The sequence below is a fragment of the Novosphingobium ginsenosidimutans genome (assembly GCF_007954425.1).
Taxonomy (GTDB): Bacteria; Pseudomonadota; Alphaproteobacteria; order Sphingomonadales; family Sphingomonadaceae; genus Novosphingobium; species Novosphingobium ginsenosidimutans.
The window spans coordinates 2,388,875-2,405,692 of sequence record NZ_CP042345.1; the positions used below are offsets into that span (position 1 = coordinate 2,388,875).

A 16,818-nucleotide genomic window follows, 5' to 3' on the forward strand; every position below is an offset into this window, starting at 1 on the left:
CCCCTTGTATGTTCAAGGGCGCACTATCACCCGCAGATCACCGCTTGTCGAGTGGCACGTAATCGCGCTGGGTCGGACCAGTATAGAGCTGGCGCGGACGCCCGATCTTCTGGCCAGGATCGCTGATCATTTCGTTCCACTGCGCCACCCAGCCGACGGTGCGGGCCAGGGCGAACAGCGCGGTGAACATGGTGGTCGGGAAGCCGATCGCCGAAAGGATGATGCCCGAATAGAAATCCACGTTCGGGAACAGCTTCTTCTCGACGAAGTAGGGATCGTTCAGTGCGATTTCTTCAAGCCGCAGCGCGGTTTCGAACAGCGGATCGGTGACCTTCAACGCGTCGAACACTTCGCGCACGGTCTTCTGCATGACAGTCGCGCGGGGGTCGTAGTTCTTGTAGACGCGGTGGCCGAAGCCCATCAGGCGGAACGGATCGTTCTTGTCCTTGGCGCGCTCAATGTAGTGCGGGATCTTGTCGGGCGTGCCGATTTCCTTGAGCATGTTGAGCGCGGCTTCGTTCGCGCCGCCATGCGCGGGGCCCCACAGGCAAGCGATCCCCGCGGCAATGCAGGCAAACGGGTTGGCGCCTGACGAGCCGGCGAGACGCACGGTGCTGGTCGAGGCGTTCTGCTCGTGGTCGGCGTGGAGGATGAAGATCCGGTCCATCGCGCGTTCGACGGCCGGGATCACTTCGTACTGTTCGGCCGGGACACCGAAGGTCATTTTCAGGAAGTTGCCGGTGTAGGATAGGTTGTTGTCGGGATAGATGAACGGCTGACCAACCGAATACTTATAGGCCATTGCCGCGATCGTCGGCATCTTGGCGATCAGGCGATGGCTGGCGATCTTGCGCTGCATCGGATCGGAAATGTCGGTGCTGTCGTGATAGAAGGCCGAGAGCGCACCGACCACGCCGCACATGATCGCCATCGGGTGCGCATCGCGGCGGAAGCCACGATAGAAGGTGGCGAGCTGCTCGTGCAGCATGGTGTGGCGGGTGATCGTGCGGCTGAAGTCGCTCAGTTCTGCCTGGGTCGGCAGTTCGCCATTCAGCAGCAGATAGCTGACTTCCATGAAGCTGGAATGTTCGGCCAGCTGGCCGATCGGGTAGCCGCGGTGCAACAGCACGCCTTCATCGCCATCGATGTAGGTAAGGGCAGATTCGCAGCTGGCCGTGCTGGTGAAGCCCGGGTCAAAGGTGAACATGCCGGTTTGCCCGTAGAGCTTGCGGATATCGATCACGTCGGGACCGACGCTGCCCGAAAGCACCGGGTAATCGAAATCCTGGCCGTTTGCGTTCAGTTTAACCTGGTTGCCCACCATCTTGCTCCTTCAATCCTGCGCCGCACCGGCCGGAAGCGACTGGGCGGCAATCCGCGCCAGGCTTTCATCCCGACCAAGCAGAACCAATACGTCGAATATACCCGGGGAGGTTGTCTGGCCCGTTAGCGCGGCCCTAAGGGGTTGTGCAAGCTTTCCGAGACCGAGGCCCAGTTCCTCTGCCATTGCCTTGAGGCTGGCTTCAAGGCTTTCAGCTGTCCAATCGTTCTGCGCTGCAATACGGCTCTTGATCTGGCCCAGCAGGCCGCGCGCTTCGTCGGTCAGCAAGGCTGCGGCCTTGTCCTCGATTGTCAGCGGGCGCTGGGCGAAGAGGAAGGCGGCGTTGGCGGCCAGTTCATTCAAGTCCTTGGCGCGCACCTTCAGCACTGGCATGGCGCGGGCGAGCAGGGCTTCATCGATCGGACCGGTCATGCGCTGAGCAACCAGCGCGGCCAGCCGCTCATCGTCGGCCTCGCGCAAGTAATGGCCGTTGAGGTTGAGCAGCTTGGCAAGGTCAAAGCGCGACGGGCTCTTGCCAACATGGGCAATGTCAAACCACTCAACCGCCTGGTCGCGGCTGATGATTTCCTCGTCGCCATGACCCCAGCCGAGCCGCAACAGGTAGTTGAACATCGCTTCCGGCAGCACCCCCAGTTCGTCGCGATAGGCGTCGACGCCGAGCGCGCCGTGGCGCTTTGAAAGCTTTGCCCCGTCATGTCCGTGGATCAGCGGCACGTGCGCGTAGGTCGGCTCTGGCCATCCCATCGCGCGAATGATCGCGAGCTGACGGAAGGCGTTGTTGAGGTGGTCGTCGCCCCGGATTACGTGGGTCACGCCCATGTCGTGATCGTCGACCACTACGGCCAGCATATAGGTCGGGGTGCCATCGGAGCGGAGTAGGACGAAGTCGTCGAGCTCGGCATTGCTGACGGTGACCCGCCCCTGGACTTCGTCGTCGATCACCGTTTCGCCCTCTCGCGGCGCCTTGATGCGGACAACGAAGGGCTGGCCGGCAGGCGCAGACGCGGGGTCGGCATCGCGCCACTCGCTGTCGATCCGGAAGGTGCGGCGTTCAGCCTGCGCGGCTTCGCGGCGGGCCTGCAGCTCTTCCTGGGTCAGGTAGCAGCGATAGGCATGGCCAGTTTCAAGTAGCTGGTGGGCAACCTCAGCATGGCGGTCCGAACGGGCGAACTGGAACGTTGCGGGTTCATCGCCGGCGAGACCCAGCCACTCAAGCCCGTCGAAGATCGCGGCAATGGCGGGCTCGGTCGAGCGCGCCCGGTCAGTGTCCTCGATCCGCAACAGGTAGGTGCCGCCGTGATGGCGCGCATAGAGCCAATTGAACAGCGCGGTGCGCGCACCGCCGATATGGAGATAGCCGGTCGGCGAGGGGGCAAAGCGGGTAACGACCGGGCGACCCGTCGTCTTTTCGCTTGTTGCTCCGACACTTGCCATCACCCGCTCCATCCTGTCTTGTACAGACATGGCCCGCGAAGCCTTGCCTGATGTGCCGCTTGGCGTCGTCCCCGTAGGGGACGCTGCATTGCAGCATGGCCCTTGGCGCAAGCGGGTGAACTTGGCAAGCGGACTTAGCGGGGTCGAGAGCTTTCTCGCCAGGGCCGGCTTCGCTCGCGCACCGTGGTTGGTAGTGGGCTTTGCAGCGGGAATAGCCGCTTGGTTCGCGCTGCCGTCGGCCAGCTGGTGGATCGCGCTGCTGCTGGCCTGCAGCGTGGTGGCCGCCGGCGCGCTTCTGGTGCTGCGCGAGGATGGCAGGTTCCCATTTCTGCGCCAGGCGTTGGCGGCCCTGACTCTGGCCCTCGCGCTGGGCTGCGGGCACGTTTGGCTGAAATCGAGCTTGGTCGGCGCCGCCCCGATTGCGCGGCCGCAGGCGGCAGAGCTCAGCGGCACTGTGCTGTCGCGGCAGGAGCAGCCCGCCGAAGGACGCGTGCGGCTACTGCTGGCGGCGCGGGAACCGGAGAGCGGCCGTGCAATCAAGGCGCGGATCAACGTGCCAGTAGCGCTTGATCGGGGCGAGTTGCGACCCGGTGCGCAAGTGCGCTTGCGGGCAAGGCTGGTTCCGCCCGCCCCGCCGATGCTGCCCGGAGGGTATGACTTCGCCCGTGCGGCCTGGTTCCAGGGCATCGCCGCAACGGGCTCCGCCCTGGGCGAGATCGCAATCGTGCGCGCTGCTCCGCCGGGCGGCGGGCTGGAGGACATCCAGCGCGATCTATCAGCGCATGTCCGGGCGCTGTTGCCTGGCTCGGCCGGTGCCATCGCGGCGGCCTATGCCAGTGGAGACCGCGGGGCCATTGCCGAGGCGGACGAGGAGGCCATGCGCAATTCAGGCCTGGCACATCTGCTGTCGATCAGCGGGCTGCACGTCAGCGCAGTGATCGCGGCGGTCTACTTTGTCGTGCTCAAGCTTGGCGCGCTGTGGCCATGGCTGGCGCTGCGGGTGCGGCTGCCCTTAGCGGCCGCCGCAGCGGGCGCCTTGGCGGGGATCGGCTATACCCTGCTGACCGGGGCCGAAGTGCCGACGGTGCGTTCGTGCATCGCTGCGCTGCTGGTGCTGGCAGCGCTGGCGCTGGGGCGGGAAGCCCTGTCGCTGCGGATGGTTGCGGTTGCGGCCTTCGTAGTCCTGCTGTTCTGGCCCGAAGCGCTGGTGGGGCCCAGCTTCCAGATGAGCTTTGCCGCCGTGATCGCCATCGTTGCCCTGCACGGCGCGGCGCCGATCCAGGCGTTCCTTGCCCCCCGCGAGGAGGGATGGCTGACGCGGGCCGGACGCAACCTTGCCATGCTGCTGCTGACCGGGGTGGTGATCGAGCTGGCGCTGATGCCGATCGGGCTGTTCCACTTCCACCAGTCGGGCGTCTACGGCGCGCTCGCCAACGTCGTGGCGATCCCGCTGACGACCTTTGTCTCGATGCCGCTCATTGCACTCGCCCTGCTGCTCGACCTGTTTGGTTGGGGCGGCCCGGTCTGGTGGCTGGCGGGCAAGTCGCTCGATGCTTTGCTGGCTTTGGCGCATTATGCCGCCAGTCAGCCCGGCGCCGTGACGACCATGCCGGCGATGGGCTGGCAAGCGTTCATGCTGTTTGTTGCAGGCGGGCTGTGGTTGGCGCTGTGGCAAGGCCGGGTGCGGTTGTGGGGGCTGCTGCCTGCGGGCCTTGGGGCCCTGCTGCTGGTGACACTTCGGCCACCAGACCTGCTGGTTTCGGGCGATGGTCGGCATGTCGGGCTGACCGGCGAGGTGCCGGGTGAGCTGCTGGTCTTGCGCGAGGGGCGCGAGGGCTATGCCCAGGATACCCTGCTCGAGCTTGCCGGGATGACCGGTACGCCGCGCAGCCTCGATCAGTGGCCCGCCGCGCGCTGCAATGCCGACCTTTGCCTAGTCGAGGTCTGGCGCGGCAAGCGCACCTGGCGTCTGTTGCTGACCCGGACCCGCGACCGGTTGCCCGAACGCGAACTGGCGGCGGCCTGTGAGCGGGTCGATGTGGTGATCTCCGACCGCTGGCTGCCTCGGTCTTGCCAGCCCAGGTGGCTCAAGGCGGACCGGCGCTATCTGGAGCGAAGCGGGGGCTTGGCGATCGATCTGGCCGATCGCCAAGTAGTCAGCGTGGCCGATAGCCAGGGCGACCACGGCTGGTGGGTGGGGCCAGCACCATACCGGCCCCGGCCCATCCAATCCGTTCAGTGATAGCGGCGCAGCAGGCCGGCCAGCTTGCCCTGGACCAAGACTTCGCCCGGACGATAAATCTGCGGCTCGTAAGCGGCATTGGCCGGATCGAGCCGGATCATGCCGTTGTCGCGGTGCAGGTATTTGAGCGTCGCTTCTTCGCCGCGGACAAGCGCCACCACAATCTCGCCATCGCGGGCGGTGTCGGTCTTGCGGATCAAGGCATAATCGCCGTCGAAGATCCCGGCTTCGATCATCGAGTCCCCGGAGACTTCGAGCGCATAGTGCTCACCCGCGCCGAGCAGGGCTGCGGGGACCGGCAGCATCGCGCTGGTTTCCATAGCCTCGATCGGCACACCGGCGGCGATGCGGCCGTGGAGCGGAATTTCGATCACGTCGTTGGCCGGGGCGGGCTTTGCCTCGGGCGGGCGAATCACCGCAGCCGCGGCACTGTTCGAGTTGGCGGCGCGGGGGCCCTTGGTTACCACGTCTTCCGGCTGCTTCAGCACTTCCAGCGCGCGGGCGCGGTTGGGCAGGCGGCGGATGAAACCGCGTTCCTCCAGCGCCGAGATCAGGCGGTGGACGCCGGACTTCGACTTGAGGTCAAGCGCCTCCTTCATTTCCTCAAACGAAGGGGAGACCCCGGTCTCTTCAAGCTTTACCTGGATGAACCGGATTAACTCATGCTGCTTGCGCGTCAGCATTGCCACAACCTCCCATTCGCGGCCGGGAGAACGACTCTGTTCCCGTGCCGTTTAGTGAACGAATGTGGAACAGGTAAGCAACATTTGAATCGGCGTCAAGCAATTCCGCCATTTTCGAGCGGATAGACCAAAACCGGCGTTCCGGCCGGCAGAACCGGGCTGTGGGCGGGGCGGTCGATCAGGCAATTGCTGCCGGCAAGGGCCGCCAGTGCGCCGCTGTCCTGGCCAAGCGCAGGAGTCACTACCCCCTCCGTCAGAACGCCACGAAGGAACTCGCGCCGTTCGCCGCCTGCGGCCAGATCGGCGGTGAGATGCGCCGTACGTTTCATCGGCAACGGATCTGCCGCGCCAGAAAGGCGGCGCAGCAGCGGCAGCAGAAAGAGCCAGGCAGTCACGAAGCTCGATACCGGGTTGCCGGGCAGCCCCAGCACGATCTGCCGCCCACGCCGCGCCACCAGCAGCGGCTTGCCGGGCTTGATTGCTACCTTCCAGAAATCGAGCTCGGCCCCCCAGGCCTGCAGCGCCGGGATCACCAGATCGTGATCGCCGACCGATGCCCCGCCGCTGGTGACAATCACGTCTGCCCCGGCCGCAGCCTCGAGCGCGGCGATCAGCTCGTCCAACTGATCGGGGATCGGCCCGCGGCGATTGACTTCGCAGCGATGGCTTGCAACCAGCGCGGCGAGCATGGCGCCATTGCTGGCGGGCACCTGGTGCGGCGCGCAGTCGGCTGGATCGGCCGCCAGCTCGTCGCCGCTGTCGATGATGGTTAGGCGCGGCATCCGCCGCACGGCAACGTGGCGATGCCCCGCCGACAGGGTCAGCGCGACATGCGCCGGACTAATCCTGGCGCCGAGGTCAGCCAGGACCGCGCCTTCCGAAAAATCGGAGCCGGCGCGGCGGATGTGCTTGCCGGGGCTGCCGGGGCCATCGCCGGTCAGAATCAAGCGGTCGCCATCGCGGCTGACGTCTTCCTGCACCACGACGGCGCCAGCCCCGTCGGGGAGGACCGCGCCGGTCGAGATCCGCACTGCATGTCCGGCCGCAACAAAGCCCGCGAAGGGGTGGCCGGCAGCGCTTTCACCGATCACTTGCCAGGGGCCGGAAAGGTCGTTCCCGGCCACGGCATAGCCGTCCATGGCCGACATGGCGCAGGCTGGCTGGGTGCGCGCGGCCACCAGCGGCTCGGCCAGCCAGCGGTCCAGCGCCGAGGGCGGATCAACCCGTTCCAGCGGCAGTGGCTCGGCCAGCTCCAGCAAGCGCTGCTGTGCTTCCTCCAGCGGCAGCGGCGCAGACATCAGCTTGCCGCCTTCCAGTCACCTGACTTGCCGCCGCGCTTCTCCAGCAGCCGCAGGCCGCCGATCACCATGCCTTTGTCGAGCGCCTTGGCCATGTCATAGATTGTCAGGAGTGCGACCGAAGCGGCGGTCAGTGCTTCCATTTCCACTCCGGTCTGACCTGAAAGGCGCGCCAGGGCGGTTACCCGCAGGCCATCGGCTTCAAACTCGAAATCGACCGCCACTTTGGACAGCATCAGGGGATGGCACAGCGGGATCAACTCGCTGGTTTTCTTCGCAGCCATGATCCCGGCAATGCGGGCCGTTGCAAGAACATCGCCCTTCTTGACCGCTCCGGCGCGGATCGCGGCAAGGGCTTCGGCCGACATGGTGATGCGCCCTTCGGCCAGCGCCTCGCGCGCGGTCGCCGGTTTGGTCGATACGTCAACCATCGCCGCATTGCCGGCATCGTCAAGGTGCGTGAGCTTGTTCATCGCAAGGCCTTCCGGACTGAACGCAGCGTTACGTTGGACTTGACACAGTTGACACCCTGTCCGCTTCTTCCAACAGGCTTGAAAGCCGAGAAATCTGCGATTCCTAAGCCGGTTTCGGGGTCAATCTGTCCCGCATCGGAAAAAAGTGTGATCGGTCCTGCCATGGATTCAGGAATGGCAGGTTTTGGCCAAGTAGGAAACTCGCGAAAATGCCGGAGCTTACCCCAGCAGCAGGGCGCGGGTAGCTGCTTCGACGTCCGGCTGGCGCATCAGGCTTTCGCCGACCAGGAAGGTGCGGACACCGCTCGCTGCCATCCGCTCGCAATCGGCATGGCTGCCGATCCCGCTTTCGCAGACCAGCAGGACGTCGGCCGGGACCATGGCAGCAAGCCGCTCTGTTGTGGCAAGATCGACTTCGAAGGTCTTAAGATTGCGGTTGTTGACCCCGACCAGTTTCGAACGGAGGTGCCCCAGCGCCCGCTCCATCTCGGCTTCGTCATGCACTTCAACCAGCACGTCGAGGCCCTGTTCGCGCGCGGCGGTCTCAATCTCGACCATTGCGGCGTCTTCCAGAGCGGCCACGATGATCAGGATCGCATCGGCGCCCATCGCCCGGGCTTCGGCGCATTGCCACGGATCGACCATGAAATCCTTGCGGATCACCGGCAGGTCGCAAGCCGTGCGGGCGGCGATCAGGTAATCCTCATGCCCCTGGAAATAGGGCGCGTCGGTCAGCACCGAGAGGCAGGCCGCGCCGCCGGCCTGGTAAGCGCGGGCGTGGGCCGGCGGATCGAAATCGGCACGGATCAGGCCCTTGGACGGGCTGGCCTTCTTGATCTCGGCGATCAGGGCAAAGCCGTCTGCCGCTTTTGCGCGCAGCGCCGCTTCAAACCCGCGCACCGGGGTGGGGGCGGGCCAGCGAGCAAGGCCCTGCGGCTTGCGGGCGGCAACTTCCACCCGCTTGGTGGCGCAAATTTCGGCGAGCTTGTCGGTCATCGGCTGCGCCCATGCCTTGGGCAGCGGGATGTGTCGAGGGGGAGATTGGATCATAACCTCCTCTCCAATCGTCATCCCCGCGGAAGCGGGGACCCATCACGTGTCATCGCCGCCGTCGTGCCAGTTGCCATCTTAGGAGATGGGTCCCCGCTTTCGCGGGGATGACGAAGTTGGAAGTGGAAAGACGGAAAAGGAAGTGGATGGGGCTACCGAACCGTCTCGATCCAGCAGTCCAGCAGCGCCTTGGCGAGGCCCTTGTCGATTGCTTCGGCGGCTTCCTCGACGCCTTCGAACCAATCCTCGGCGTGGCCCGCGACGAGCAGGGCGGCGGCACTGTTGAGGAGGACGGCGTCGCGATAGGCCCCCGTTTCACCCAGCAGCAGGCGGCGCGCCGCTTCGGCATTGTAGGCCGCATCGCCGCCGCGCAGATCATCGAGCGGGTGGCTGGGCAGGCCAGCATCTTCCGGGCGGACTTCGGCGGGCAGCGGCGGCAGGCCGATCGCGGCCATATAGCTGGTGCCCTCGATCGACAGTTCGTCCAGCCCTTCGGCGCCCGAGACAATCAGCGCGGCCTCGGTGCCGAGCAGTTCCATCGCCTGCTTGTAAAGCGCGATCAGGCCGGGCTGGGCCACGCCGACCAGCTGCCGCGTGACCCCGGCCGGATTGGCCAGCGGGCCGCAGAGGTTGAAGATCGTCCGCCGCCCCAGGGCCTTGCGGATCGGGCCGACGCGGGCCAGCGCCGGATGGTGGGCCTGGGCGAACAGGAAGGCGATGCCCAGGTCCGGCAAGGTTTGCTCTGCCAGGTCCGAAGCACGGGCCAGGTCCAGCCCAAGTGCTTCCAGGGTATCGGCCCCGCCGGCCTTACTGGACGCGGCGCGGTTGCCGTGCTTGGCCACCGGCACGCCGCAGGCCGCGACGACCAGCGCCACGGCGGTGGAGACGTTGAGGCTGTGCTGACCATCGCCGCCTGTGCCGCAGACGTCGATCGCGCCATCGGGAGCCGTGATGCGCTTCATCCGCGCACGCATGACGCTGACCAGCCCGGCGACTTCCTCGGCAGTCTCGCCCCGTTCGGCCAGCTCGATCAGGGTCGCGGCGATTTCGTCATCGGCCATGCCGCCATCGAGCATTCGCCCGAACAGCGCTTCGGCGTCCCCCAGCGACAGGCTCACGCCAGTTCCTTCGCCTTGATACCGCAGAGGCCAAGGAAATTCGCCAGCATGGCGTGTCCATGCTCGGTGGCGATGGACTCGGGGTGGAACTGCACGCCGTGGATCGGCAGATGCGCATGGCGGAAGCCCATGACATGGCCGTCATCCGAGCGGGCGTTGACTACGAGACTGTCCGGAATGTCCTCGACGATCAGCGAGTGATAGCGGGTTGCGGTGAAGGGCGAGGGCAGGCCCTTGAACAGCCCGGTGCGATCGTGGGTCACGGGTGAAGTCTTGCCGTGCATCAGCCCGCCGCGCACCACCTTGCCGCCGAAATACTGGCCGATCGACTGGTGCCCCAGGCAGACGCCGAGCAGGGGTTTGCCGGCATCGGCGCAGGCACCGACCAGGTCCAGGCTGATCCCGGCTTCGTTCGGGGTGCAGGGGCCGGGCGAGATCAGGAAGCCCTGCGCACCGCTGCTGACCGCTTGCCCCGCCGACAGCGCATCATTGCGCACGACTTCAACCGCGGCGCCCAGTTCCATCAGGTAATGGACTAGGTTCCAGGTGAAGCTGTCGTAGTTATCGATAACGAGGATCATGGCTTGGGGCCTTGGACCGTTAGCGGGCGGCAATCAAGCGTCAGTCTTGCCCGCGAAGCGATCTGTGGCGCGGACGAGGCCATCAGTGATGCCAGGTTCGGTAAACAGGTGGCCGCCATCGGGGACGATCTGCAGGTCCACCTCAGGCCAGGCCTGCTTGAGCGCCCAGGCGGCGGCCGGCGGCGTGCAGCAATCGTGGCGGCCCTGGACGATGACGCCGGGGATGTGCCGCAATGTAGCGGCCGCCCGTTCGAGCAGTTCACCTTCCTTGAGCCAACACTGGTGGCGGAAATAGTGATTCTCGATCCGCGCGGTGGCCACGGCATTGTCGCCCTCGGCCATGTGGTCGACCGTTTCTTCGGACGGCAGCAAGGTGACCGTCACGCCTTCCCAGCGGTTCCAGGCCGCAGCGGCGGCGCGGCGCACGGCCGGGTCGGGATCGTCAAGCAGCGCCCAATAGGGTTCGGTCATGTCCTGACCCTCGGCCCCTCCGGCATGGGCGACGAAGCGCTGCCATTCTTCCGGATACAGCTCGCTCGCGCCATAGCGGGTCAGCCACTCCAGCTCCTTGCGGCTGGAAAGGAAAATTCCGCGCAGGATCAGCTCGGTCACCCGCTCGGGATGGGTGACGGCATAGGACAGCGCAAGGGTTGAGCCCCATGACCCGCCGAACACCTGCCAGCGCTCATGCCCGCACATTTCGCGCAGGGCCTCGATATCGGCGACAAGGTGCCAGGTGGTATTGGCCTCAAGGCTGGCGAACGGCGTGGAGCGGCCGCAGCCGCGCTGGTCGAACAGCAGCACGTCGTAAAGCGCCGGGTCCCACTGGCGCCGATGGCCCTCGCTGCAACCGCCGCCGGGGCCGCCATGGAGCATGACGGCCGGCTTGGCGCCGGGGGTGCCAACGCGTTCCCAGTAGAGCGTGTGTCCATCGCCCACTTCGAGCATACCCGAGGCGTAGGGTTCGATCGGCGGATAGAGGGCGCGGCGCTCACTAGTCATATTGGCCATCATTTCGTGGCCATCAGCTTAGCGAGGTCCGCCTTCCAGAACTTCGCCCAGGTGTGGGTGCCGTGGCCCTTGGTATCGGGGCTGAAGGGCAGCAGCTTGAACTGCGCCTTGGGCATCAGCTTGGCGTGCTGCTGGGCCAGGCCCAGCTCAGGCGGGTTGATGAAATCGTCCGAGCTGTTGATCCACAGCACCGGGACGGTGATCTTGGCGAGGTTGGGCGCCGGGTTGTAATCGCGCGAAGAGTCGAGCTGATAGATCTGGTCATTGGCGTCGGCGTCGCCATTGGCGCGGGCGGCATAGCCGGTGCGCAGGGCCGCTTCGGCCTTTTCGCGGGTCGGGTATTCGTTCTGCAGCGCCCAGGCATTGCCCCCGGCGATCATTGAGAGATAGCGCGCAGTGCGCAGGCCGCTTTCGGGCGGGCTGGTGTAATAGCCGCCGTTCCAAGCCGGATCGGCCTGGATCGCGTCGATCGACATCTGCCGCCACATCCGGTTGCGCCCGGCGATTTCCATGGCGTTGCAGGCGAAAGGCGCCAGCCGCTCCGCAAAACCCGGGCGGGTCGTGCCCCAGACGAAGGCGTGCATGCAGCCCATCGAGGTACCAAGGATAAGCTGGAGCTTCTTCACGCCCAGCCCTTCGGTCAGCAGACGGTGCTGGCTGGCGACCATGTCGGCATAGTTGTAGCGCGGGAAGGCCATCTTCATCCCGTCGCTGGGTTTCGAACTTTTGCCGTGGCCGATGTTGTCGGGCAGAATCACGTAATACTTGGCCAGGTCGAGCGGCTGGCCAGGGCCGAACAGCTCATCGGCGAACTGCGGGCGGAAGAACTGGTAGCCAGAGCCGCCCGTGCCATGCAGCACCATCACCGCGTTCTCGATCTCGCCCGCCGCGTTCCGGCGCGGGGTGCCGAGCGTGGTGACGTGCATATTAACGTCCATTTGGACGCCCTCGGCAAAGGCGAAGTCCTTCAGGACGACATCGCGTTCGGTCGATTTGGCGCGCCAGTCTTCGGCGTGGAGCGGTGTTGCGATCAGGGCGAGGAGGGGGAAGAGCAGTTTGCGCATGGCCGGCACGCTAGCCGAGCGCTGCTCTGGGTCAAGCAGGTGGGACTATTGGCCGTAGTCTGCTTCGCTCGCGACCCGCACGGCTTCGCGCGCCGCGGCAATCAGCGCGCCAGCCTTGGCTTCGCATTCGCGCTGTTCGTATTCGGGGTTGCTGTCGGCGACGATCCCGGCTCCGGCCTGGACGTGGAGGATGCCATCCTTGACCACCCCGGTGCGCAAGACGATGCACGAATCGAGACTGCCGTCAGGCGAGAAATAGCCAACCCCGCCGGCATAGGCGCCGCGCGTTTCGGGTTCGAGCTCGGCAATGATCTCGCAGGCGCGGACCTTGGGCGCGCCGCTCACGGTACCGGCGGGGAAGCCCGCGAACATCGCGTCGAGCGCATCGTGGTGCACGCTGTCGAGCTTGCCGACGACGTTCGAGACGATGTGCATCACGTGGCTGTAGCGTTCGACCGTATAGCTCTCGGTAACCTGCACGGTGCCCGCTTCAGCGACCCGGCCAACGTCGTTGCGGCCCAGATCGAGCAGCATCAGGTGTTCGGCGCGCTCCTTGGGATCGGCCAGCAGGCTGACCTCGTTCTCGCGGTCCTCTTCCGGCGTTTTGCCGCGCGGGCGGGTGCCGGCGATCGGACGGATCGTCACTTCGCCATCGCGGACGCGGACGAGGATTTCCGGGCTCGATCCGGTCAGGGCAAAGCCCGGCAGGTCGAGGAAATAGAGGTAGGGCGAGGGATTGATCCGCCGCAGCGCGCGGTAAAGGTCCAGCGCGGGCAGGGCGAAGGGCGTGGTGAAGCGCTGGGCCAGCACGACCTGGAAGATGTCTCCCGCAGCGATGTAGTCCTTGGCCCTCAGCACCATGTCCGCATAGGTTTCGCGGACCAGAACCGGCTCGAGCGCGGGAAGCGGCAGGTCCGCCGTGCGCGTAGCAGCGGGCGCGGGCAGGGCCAGGCGAGCCAGTGCGGCCTCGATCCGCTCTCCGGCCAGCTCGACCATCCGCTCGGGCGCGCCGCCGCCGGGCCAGACCGGGGCGATGGCGAAGAGCTCGTCGCTTAGCCGGTCGAACACCAGCAGCAGTGTCGGGCGCACGAACAGCATGTCGGGCAGGTTCAGCGTGTTGGGGGACGGGCGCGGCAGCTTTTCGATCAGGCCATAGGTTTCATAGCCGAAGTAGCCGACCAGGCAGGCCAGCGCCGATGGCAGCGGCTGGGGCACGTCAATCTTGCAGGCTTCGACCAGCGCGCGCAGCTCGGTCAGGCTGTCACCGGGCAAAGGGGCAAAGGCGCTGCGGTCATGCCGCCAGGCGCGGTTGATTTCAGCCGCAGTGCCCTGCGCGCGGAACACCAGGTCGGGATCGAGCCCAAGCAGGCTGTAGCGCCCGCGCACCTCGCCGCCCTGAACCGATTCGAGCAGGAAATCGCCGCGCCCGGCTTCGATCAGCTTCACCGCCGCGCCAACCGGCGTTTCGGTATCGGCAATCAGCCGCTGCCAGACCAGCGCCGGCCGGCCTTCGGCCAGCAACGCCAGCGCGGCTTCGCGGTTGTTCAGGCCCGGCACTTGCGCACCCCGTCAGTTGCCGCCGGACAGGCGGGTCTTGAGCGCGTTGATCGCTGCGTCGTTGCGCTTGGCACCTACTTCACCCCGCATCGCGGCACGCAGCTGCTGAGAGTATTCCTGCGAAGTGACGCGGGCCATGGTCTGCTGGAATTCCGGCAGGCGCGGATCGTTGGCGGCGACCTGACCGGGGATGACATCGGTCACCCTGACCACGTACCAGCCGCGGTTGCGCGGCGCGCCCATCAGCTTGACCTGGCCCTTGGCGAGGGCAAACAGCATGGCCAGCGGCGGCGGGGTCTGCTGGCCCATTTGCTGCACCTGTTCGCGTGGCAGGTTGACCTGATCAACCGGCGGCAGCGGCAGGCCAAGCACGGCGAGGGCTGCGCCCAGATCCTTGCCTTGTTTGACCTGAGCTTCGATTTTCAGCGCGGCTGCGCGGGCGGCGATTGCCCCCTTGGCCAGCTGGTATTCGGCAATCGCCTGCTGCTTGACCTCGGCCAGCGGCGGCGGTGCCGCAGGCTGGATCTGGGCGACGTCAAAAACGATGAACTGCTTTCCGGGTTCGACTTCGGCGAGTTGCGGCTGGCCTTCGCTTTCCATCGCAAAAGCGGTGGTGAAGACGCGGGCAAGTTCGGCCGGCGCCGTCTTGCCGTCCTGGCCGAAAACCTGGCCATTGGCGAGCAGCGGCTGAGTTTCGGTAAGCGTCAGGCCCAGTTCCTTGGCCACGTCGGTCAGGGTCGAACCGTTGTCGAACTCTTCCTCAATCCGGGCCGAAAAGTCGGTCAGCGCGGCGCGGCGCTTTTGGGTGGTCAGCTCAGGCAGCAGTTCGGCGCGGGCCTGGTCCAGCGTCTTCCCGGCCTTGCCCTCGATCGCATCGACCCGCAGCAGCACCCAGCCCAGCGGCGCCTTGATCGGACCCAGGACCTTGCCCTTGGGCGCATCGAAAGCGGCATTGGCGGCGGCCTGCGACGTCTGGATCGCCAGCTGCGACTTGCCGAGCGGAGCCAGCGTGGCAACGCTGAGGCCCTTGCCAGCGGCAACGGCTTCAAGCGATTTACCGGCAGCTTCGGCTAGCGCGGCCTTGGCGGCTGCTTCGGTCGGCAAGATCAGCTGGCTGACCTTGCGGTTTTCGCTGGCTTCATACTTGGCTTTGTTGGCGTTGTAGGCGGCGGCGATTTCCGCTTCGGTCGGCGCCGGCACAGTCTTCAGCACGGCATCGGTGAAAGTCGCATAGCGGATCACGCGGCGCTCGGGGCGGACGAAGGTCTTATGGTTGGCTGCGTACCAGGTGCCCAGTTCGCTGTCGCTGGGCACCGTCTTCGGCGCGAATGCGGCAGACGGCAGCAGGCCGATCTGGCCGGTGCGCCGCTCTGTCACGACAGCGGCATAGCGCTGCACCACGGCAGAAGGCACGGCAACGCCCAGGTCAGCATTCGCAAGAAGCTGGCGGGCCATCAGCGAATTGCCCAGCTCTCGGCGCAGCTGCGCGTCCGTCAGCCCGCGCTGACGCAGGAAAGCCTGGTAAAGCTGATCGCTAACCTTGCCATCGGGCCCCTGGACATCGGGCAGCTTGGCGATCTCGCTGTCGATCAGCCGATCACCGATGAACAGCCCATGCTTCTTGCCGAATTCATGGATCGCGGCGAGATCGATCACATTGCGCAGGACCTGGTCGAACCCGCCCTGGGCAATAAAATCCCTGAGCGTGACTGTCGGCTGTTCGCGTCGCAGGTTCTCAACCGTGCGGGTTACCGCGCGTTCGACTTCAGACGTATCGACCCGGCCCTTGCCAACGGTCGCAGCGCGATCACCCCCGGCGACACCGCCGAACGACTTGTTGCCGGCAATGTCACCCGCGGCAAAGGCCAGGCCCAGCAGCAGGAGGAAACCCATGACCAGGGCCAGACCGAACTTTGAATTGAAGGACTTGCGGAAGAACTGCAGCATGCCAACTCGCCAAGATCAGTTGATGGCCTGCGAATACAGGCCCGAGGCGCGGCTTTAGGCACCATTTGCCGTGCGGGCAATGCTGCTTGGTCACCGAACGGACAAAGCCAGTGATGATCCACAACCTGCTTTGACAAGCGGGGCTCCCCTGGCCTAGGCGCGGGGCTTCACCGGGGCAAATCCGGGGCCAAAATCGTAAAGCAGGATAACGGGCATGGCTAATCGGCCTTTCATTGTCGGCAACTGGAAGATGAACGGCACGCGGGCAATGTTGGCCGAAGCCCGCGCGATCGATCGCGGCGCGGCGCGGCATGCCGGCGTGCGGGTTGCGGTCGCCCCGCCGTTCACCCTGATCCAGGCCTTGGCCGAGAATGCCGAGACCATGGCAATCGGCGGACAGGATTGCCACGCCGCTGCCAGCGGCGCCTATACCGGCGATGTTTCGGCGGCGATGCTGGCGGACAGCGGCGCCAGCTTCACGATCCTGGGCCATAGCGAACGCCGGGCGATGCATGGCGAGACCGATGAAATCGTTCGCGCCAAAGCGGAAGCGGCGCTGGCTGCCGGGCTCGAAGTGATTGTCTGCGTTGGCGAAACCGAGGCCCAGCGGGACGCTGGCCAGGCTGAAGCTGTTGTCTGCGGCCAGCTCGACTGCTCGCTGCCGGTGGGTGAAGGCGTCGCCGGGCGCGTAACCGTCGCCTATGAACCTGTCTGGGCCATCGGCACCGGTCGGGTGCCCTCGGTTGAAGACATCGGCGCGATCCACCGCGCGATCCGCGCGCGGCTGGTTACGATCTATGGCGAGGACGGCGCGGGTGTGTCGATCCTCTACGGCGGTTCAGTCAACGCCGCGAATGCGGCGGAACTGCTCGCGGCCGACGAAGTGGGCGGGGCTCTGGTTGGCGGCGCCAGCCTGCAGGCGGACAGCTTCCTGGCGATTGTTCTCGCTGCCGGCGGTCCCGGCGAAGAATAGCGCCAAGCTTGCAACCGGGCCTCCGTGCGCCTAGATGCGCGGGCA

At 66.0% G+C, this 16,818-nt stretch carries 14 protein-coding genes; 2 read left to right on the forward strand and 12 right to left on the reverse strand.

Translation table 11 applies throughout. The features are described 5' to 3' along the window. Positions 1-37: 37 nt before the first annotated feature. Both FRF71_RS11795 and gltX read right to left on the reverse strand, forming a co-directional pair. Positions 38-1,324, reverse strand: coding sequence for a citrate synthase (locus FRF71_RS11795; protein WP_420359382.1), 1,287 nt, complete (start codon positions 1,322-1,324; stop codon positions 38-40). Between the two features lie 9 nt (positions 1,325-1,333). Beyond that, complete coding sequence (gene gltX, locus FRF71_RS11800; protein WP_147091645.1) at positions 1,334-2,776, reverse strand: glutamate--tRNA ligase; 1,443 nt, start codon at positions 2,774-2,776, stop codon at positions 1,334-1,336. Between the two features lie 28 nt (positions 2,777-2,804). Between gltX and FRF71_RS11805 the strand changes: the two genes are divergently transcribed. Then, the gene (locus FRF71_RS11805; RefSeq protein WP_147090838.1) at positions 2,805-5,018 is read left to right on the forward strand and encodes a ComEC/Rec2 family competence protein; all 2,214 of its coding nucleotides are present in this window, start codon (positions 2,805-2,807) and stop codon (positions 5,016-5,018) included. Here the strand turns inward: FRF71_RS11805 and lexA are convergent. From lexA to FRF71_RS11855, 10 genes are all read right to left on the reverse strand, one after another. Then, the gene (lexA, locus tag FRF71_RS11810; RefSeq protein WP_147090839.1) at positions 5,012-5,701 is read right to left on the reverse strand and encodes a transcriptional repressor LexA; all 690 of its coding nucleotides are present in this window, start codon (positions 5,699-5,701) and stop codon (positions 5,012-5,014) included. The two genes, FRF71_RS11805 and lexA, sit on opposite strands and share 7 nt — an antisense overlap. 95 nt (positions 5,702-5,796) lie before the next feature. Continuing rightward, a complete protein-coding gene (locus FRF71_RS11815) occupies positions 5,797-6,999 on the reverse strand; it encodes a molybdopterin molybdotransferase MoeA (protein WP_147090840.1) in 1,203 nt (400 codons plus the stop codon). Beyond that, complete coding sequence (moaC, locus tag FRF71_RS11820) at positions 6,999-7,472, reverse strand: cyclic pyranopterin monophosphate synthase MoaC (protein ID WP_147090841.1); 474 nt, start codon at positions 7,470-7,472, stop codon at positions 6,999-7,001. The genes FRF71_RS11815 and moaC overlap by 1 nt, the downstream gene beginning before the upstream one ends. A 219-nt stretch (positions 7,473-7,691) precedes the next feature. Then, positions 7,692-8,468 (reverse strand): indole-3-glycerol phosphate synthase TrpC, encoded by a 777-nt coding sequence (gene trpC / locus FRF71_RS11825; protein ID WP_147090842.1) that lies wholly within the window; start codon positions 8,466-8,468, stop codon positions 7,692-7,694. A 206-nt stretch (positions 8,469-8,674) separates the two neighbouring features. Beyond that, a complete protein-coding gene (gene trpD, locus FRF71_RS11830; RefSeq protein WP_345335483.1) occupies positions 8,675-9,640 on the reverse strand; it encodes an anthranilate phosphoribosyltransferase in 966 nt (321 codons plus the stop codon). Then, positions 9,637-10,221: an anthranilate synthase component II gene (locus tag FRF71_RS11835; protein WP_147090843.1), complete on the reverse strand. Its 585-nt coding sequence runs from the start codon at positions 10,219-10,221 to the stop codon at positions 9,637-9,639. Before FRF71_RS11835 ends, trpD begins: the two co-directional genes overlap by 4 nt. A gap of 33 nt (positions 10,222-10,254) precedes the next feature. Next, on the reverse strand, positions 10,255-11,223 hold the full coding sequence (gene pip / locus FRF71_RS11840) for a prolyl aminopeptidase (protein WP_147090844.1): 969 nt from the start codon (positions 11,221-11,223) through the stop codon (positions 10,255-10,257). A gap of 8 nt (positions 11,224-11,231) precedes the next feature. Next, positions 11,232-12,296: an alpha/beta fold hydrolase gene (locus FRF71_RS11845; protein ID WP_147090845.1), complete on the reverse strand. Its 1,065-nt coding sequence runs from the start codon at positions 12,294-12,296 to the stop codon at positions 11,232-11,234. 45 nt (positions 12,297-12,341) lie between these two features. Next, positions 12,342-13,853, reverse strand: coding sequence for an anthranilate synthase component I family protein (locus FRF71_RS11850; protein WP_147090846.1), 1,512 nt, complete (start codon positions 13,851-13,853; stop codon positions 12,342-12,344). A gap of 12 nt (positions 13,854-13,865) precedes the next feature. Continuing rightward, positions 13,866-15,800 carry a peptidylprolyl isomerase gene (locus FRF71_RS11855; RefSeq protein ID WP_147090847.1) on the reverse strand — a complete coding sequence of 645 codons (1,935 nt, stop codon included), beginning with the start codon at positions 15,798-15,800 and terminating at the stop codon, positions 13,866-13,868. A gap of 214 nt (positions 15,801-16,014) precedes the next feature. On the opposite strand from FRF71_RS11855, the gene tpiA reads away from it, so the two are divergent. Beyond that, on the forward strand, positions 16,015-16,773 hold the full coding sequence (gene tpiA / locus FRF71_RS11860) for a triose-phosphate isomerase (RefSeq protein WP_147090848.1): 759 nt from the start codon (positions 16,015-16,017) through the stop codon (positions 16,771-16,773). The last annotated feature ends 45 nt before the right edge of the window (positions 16,774-16,818 follow it).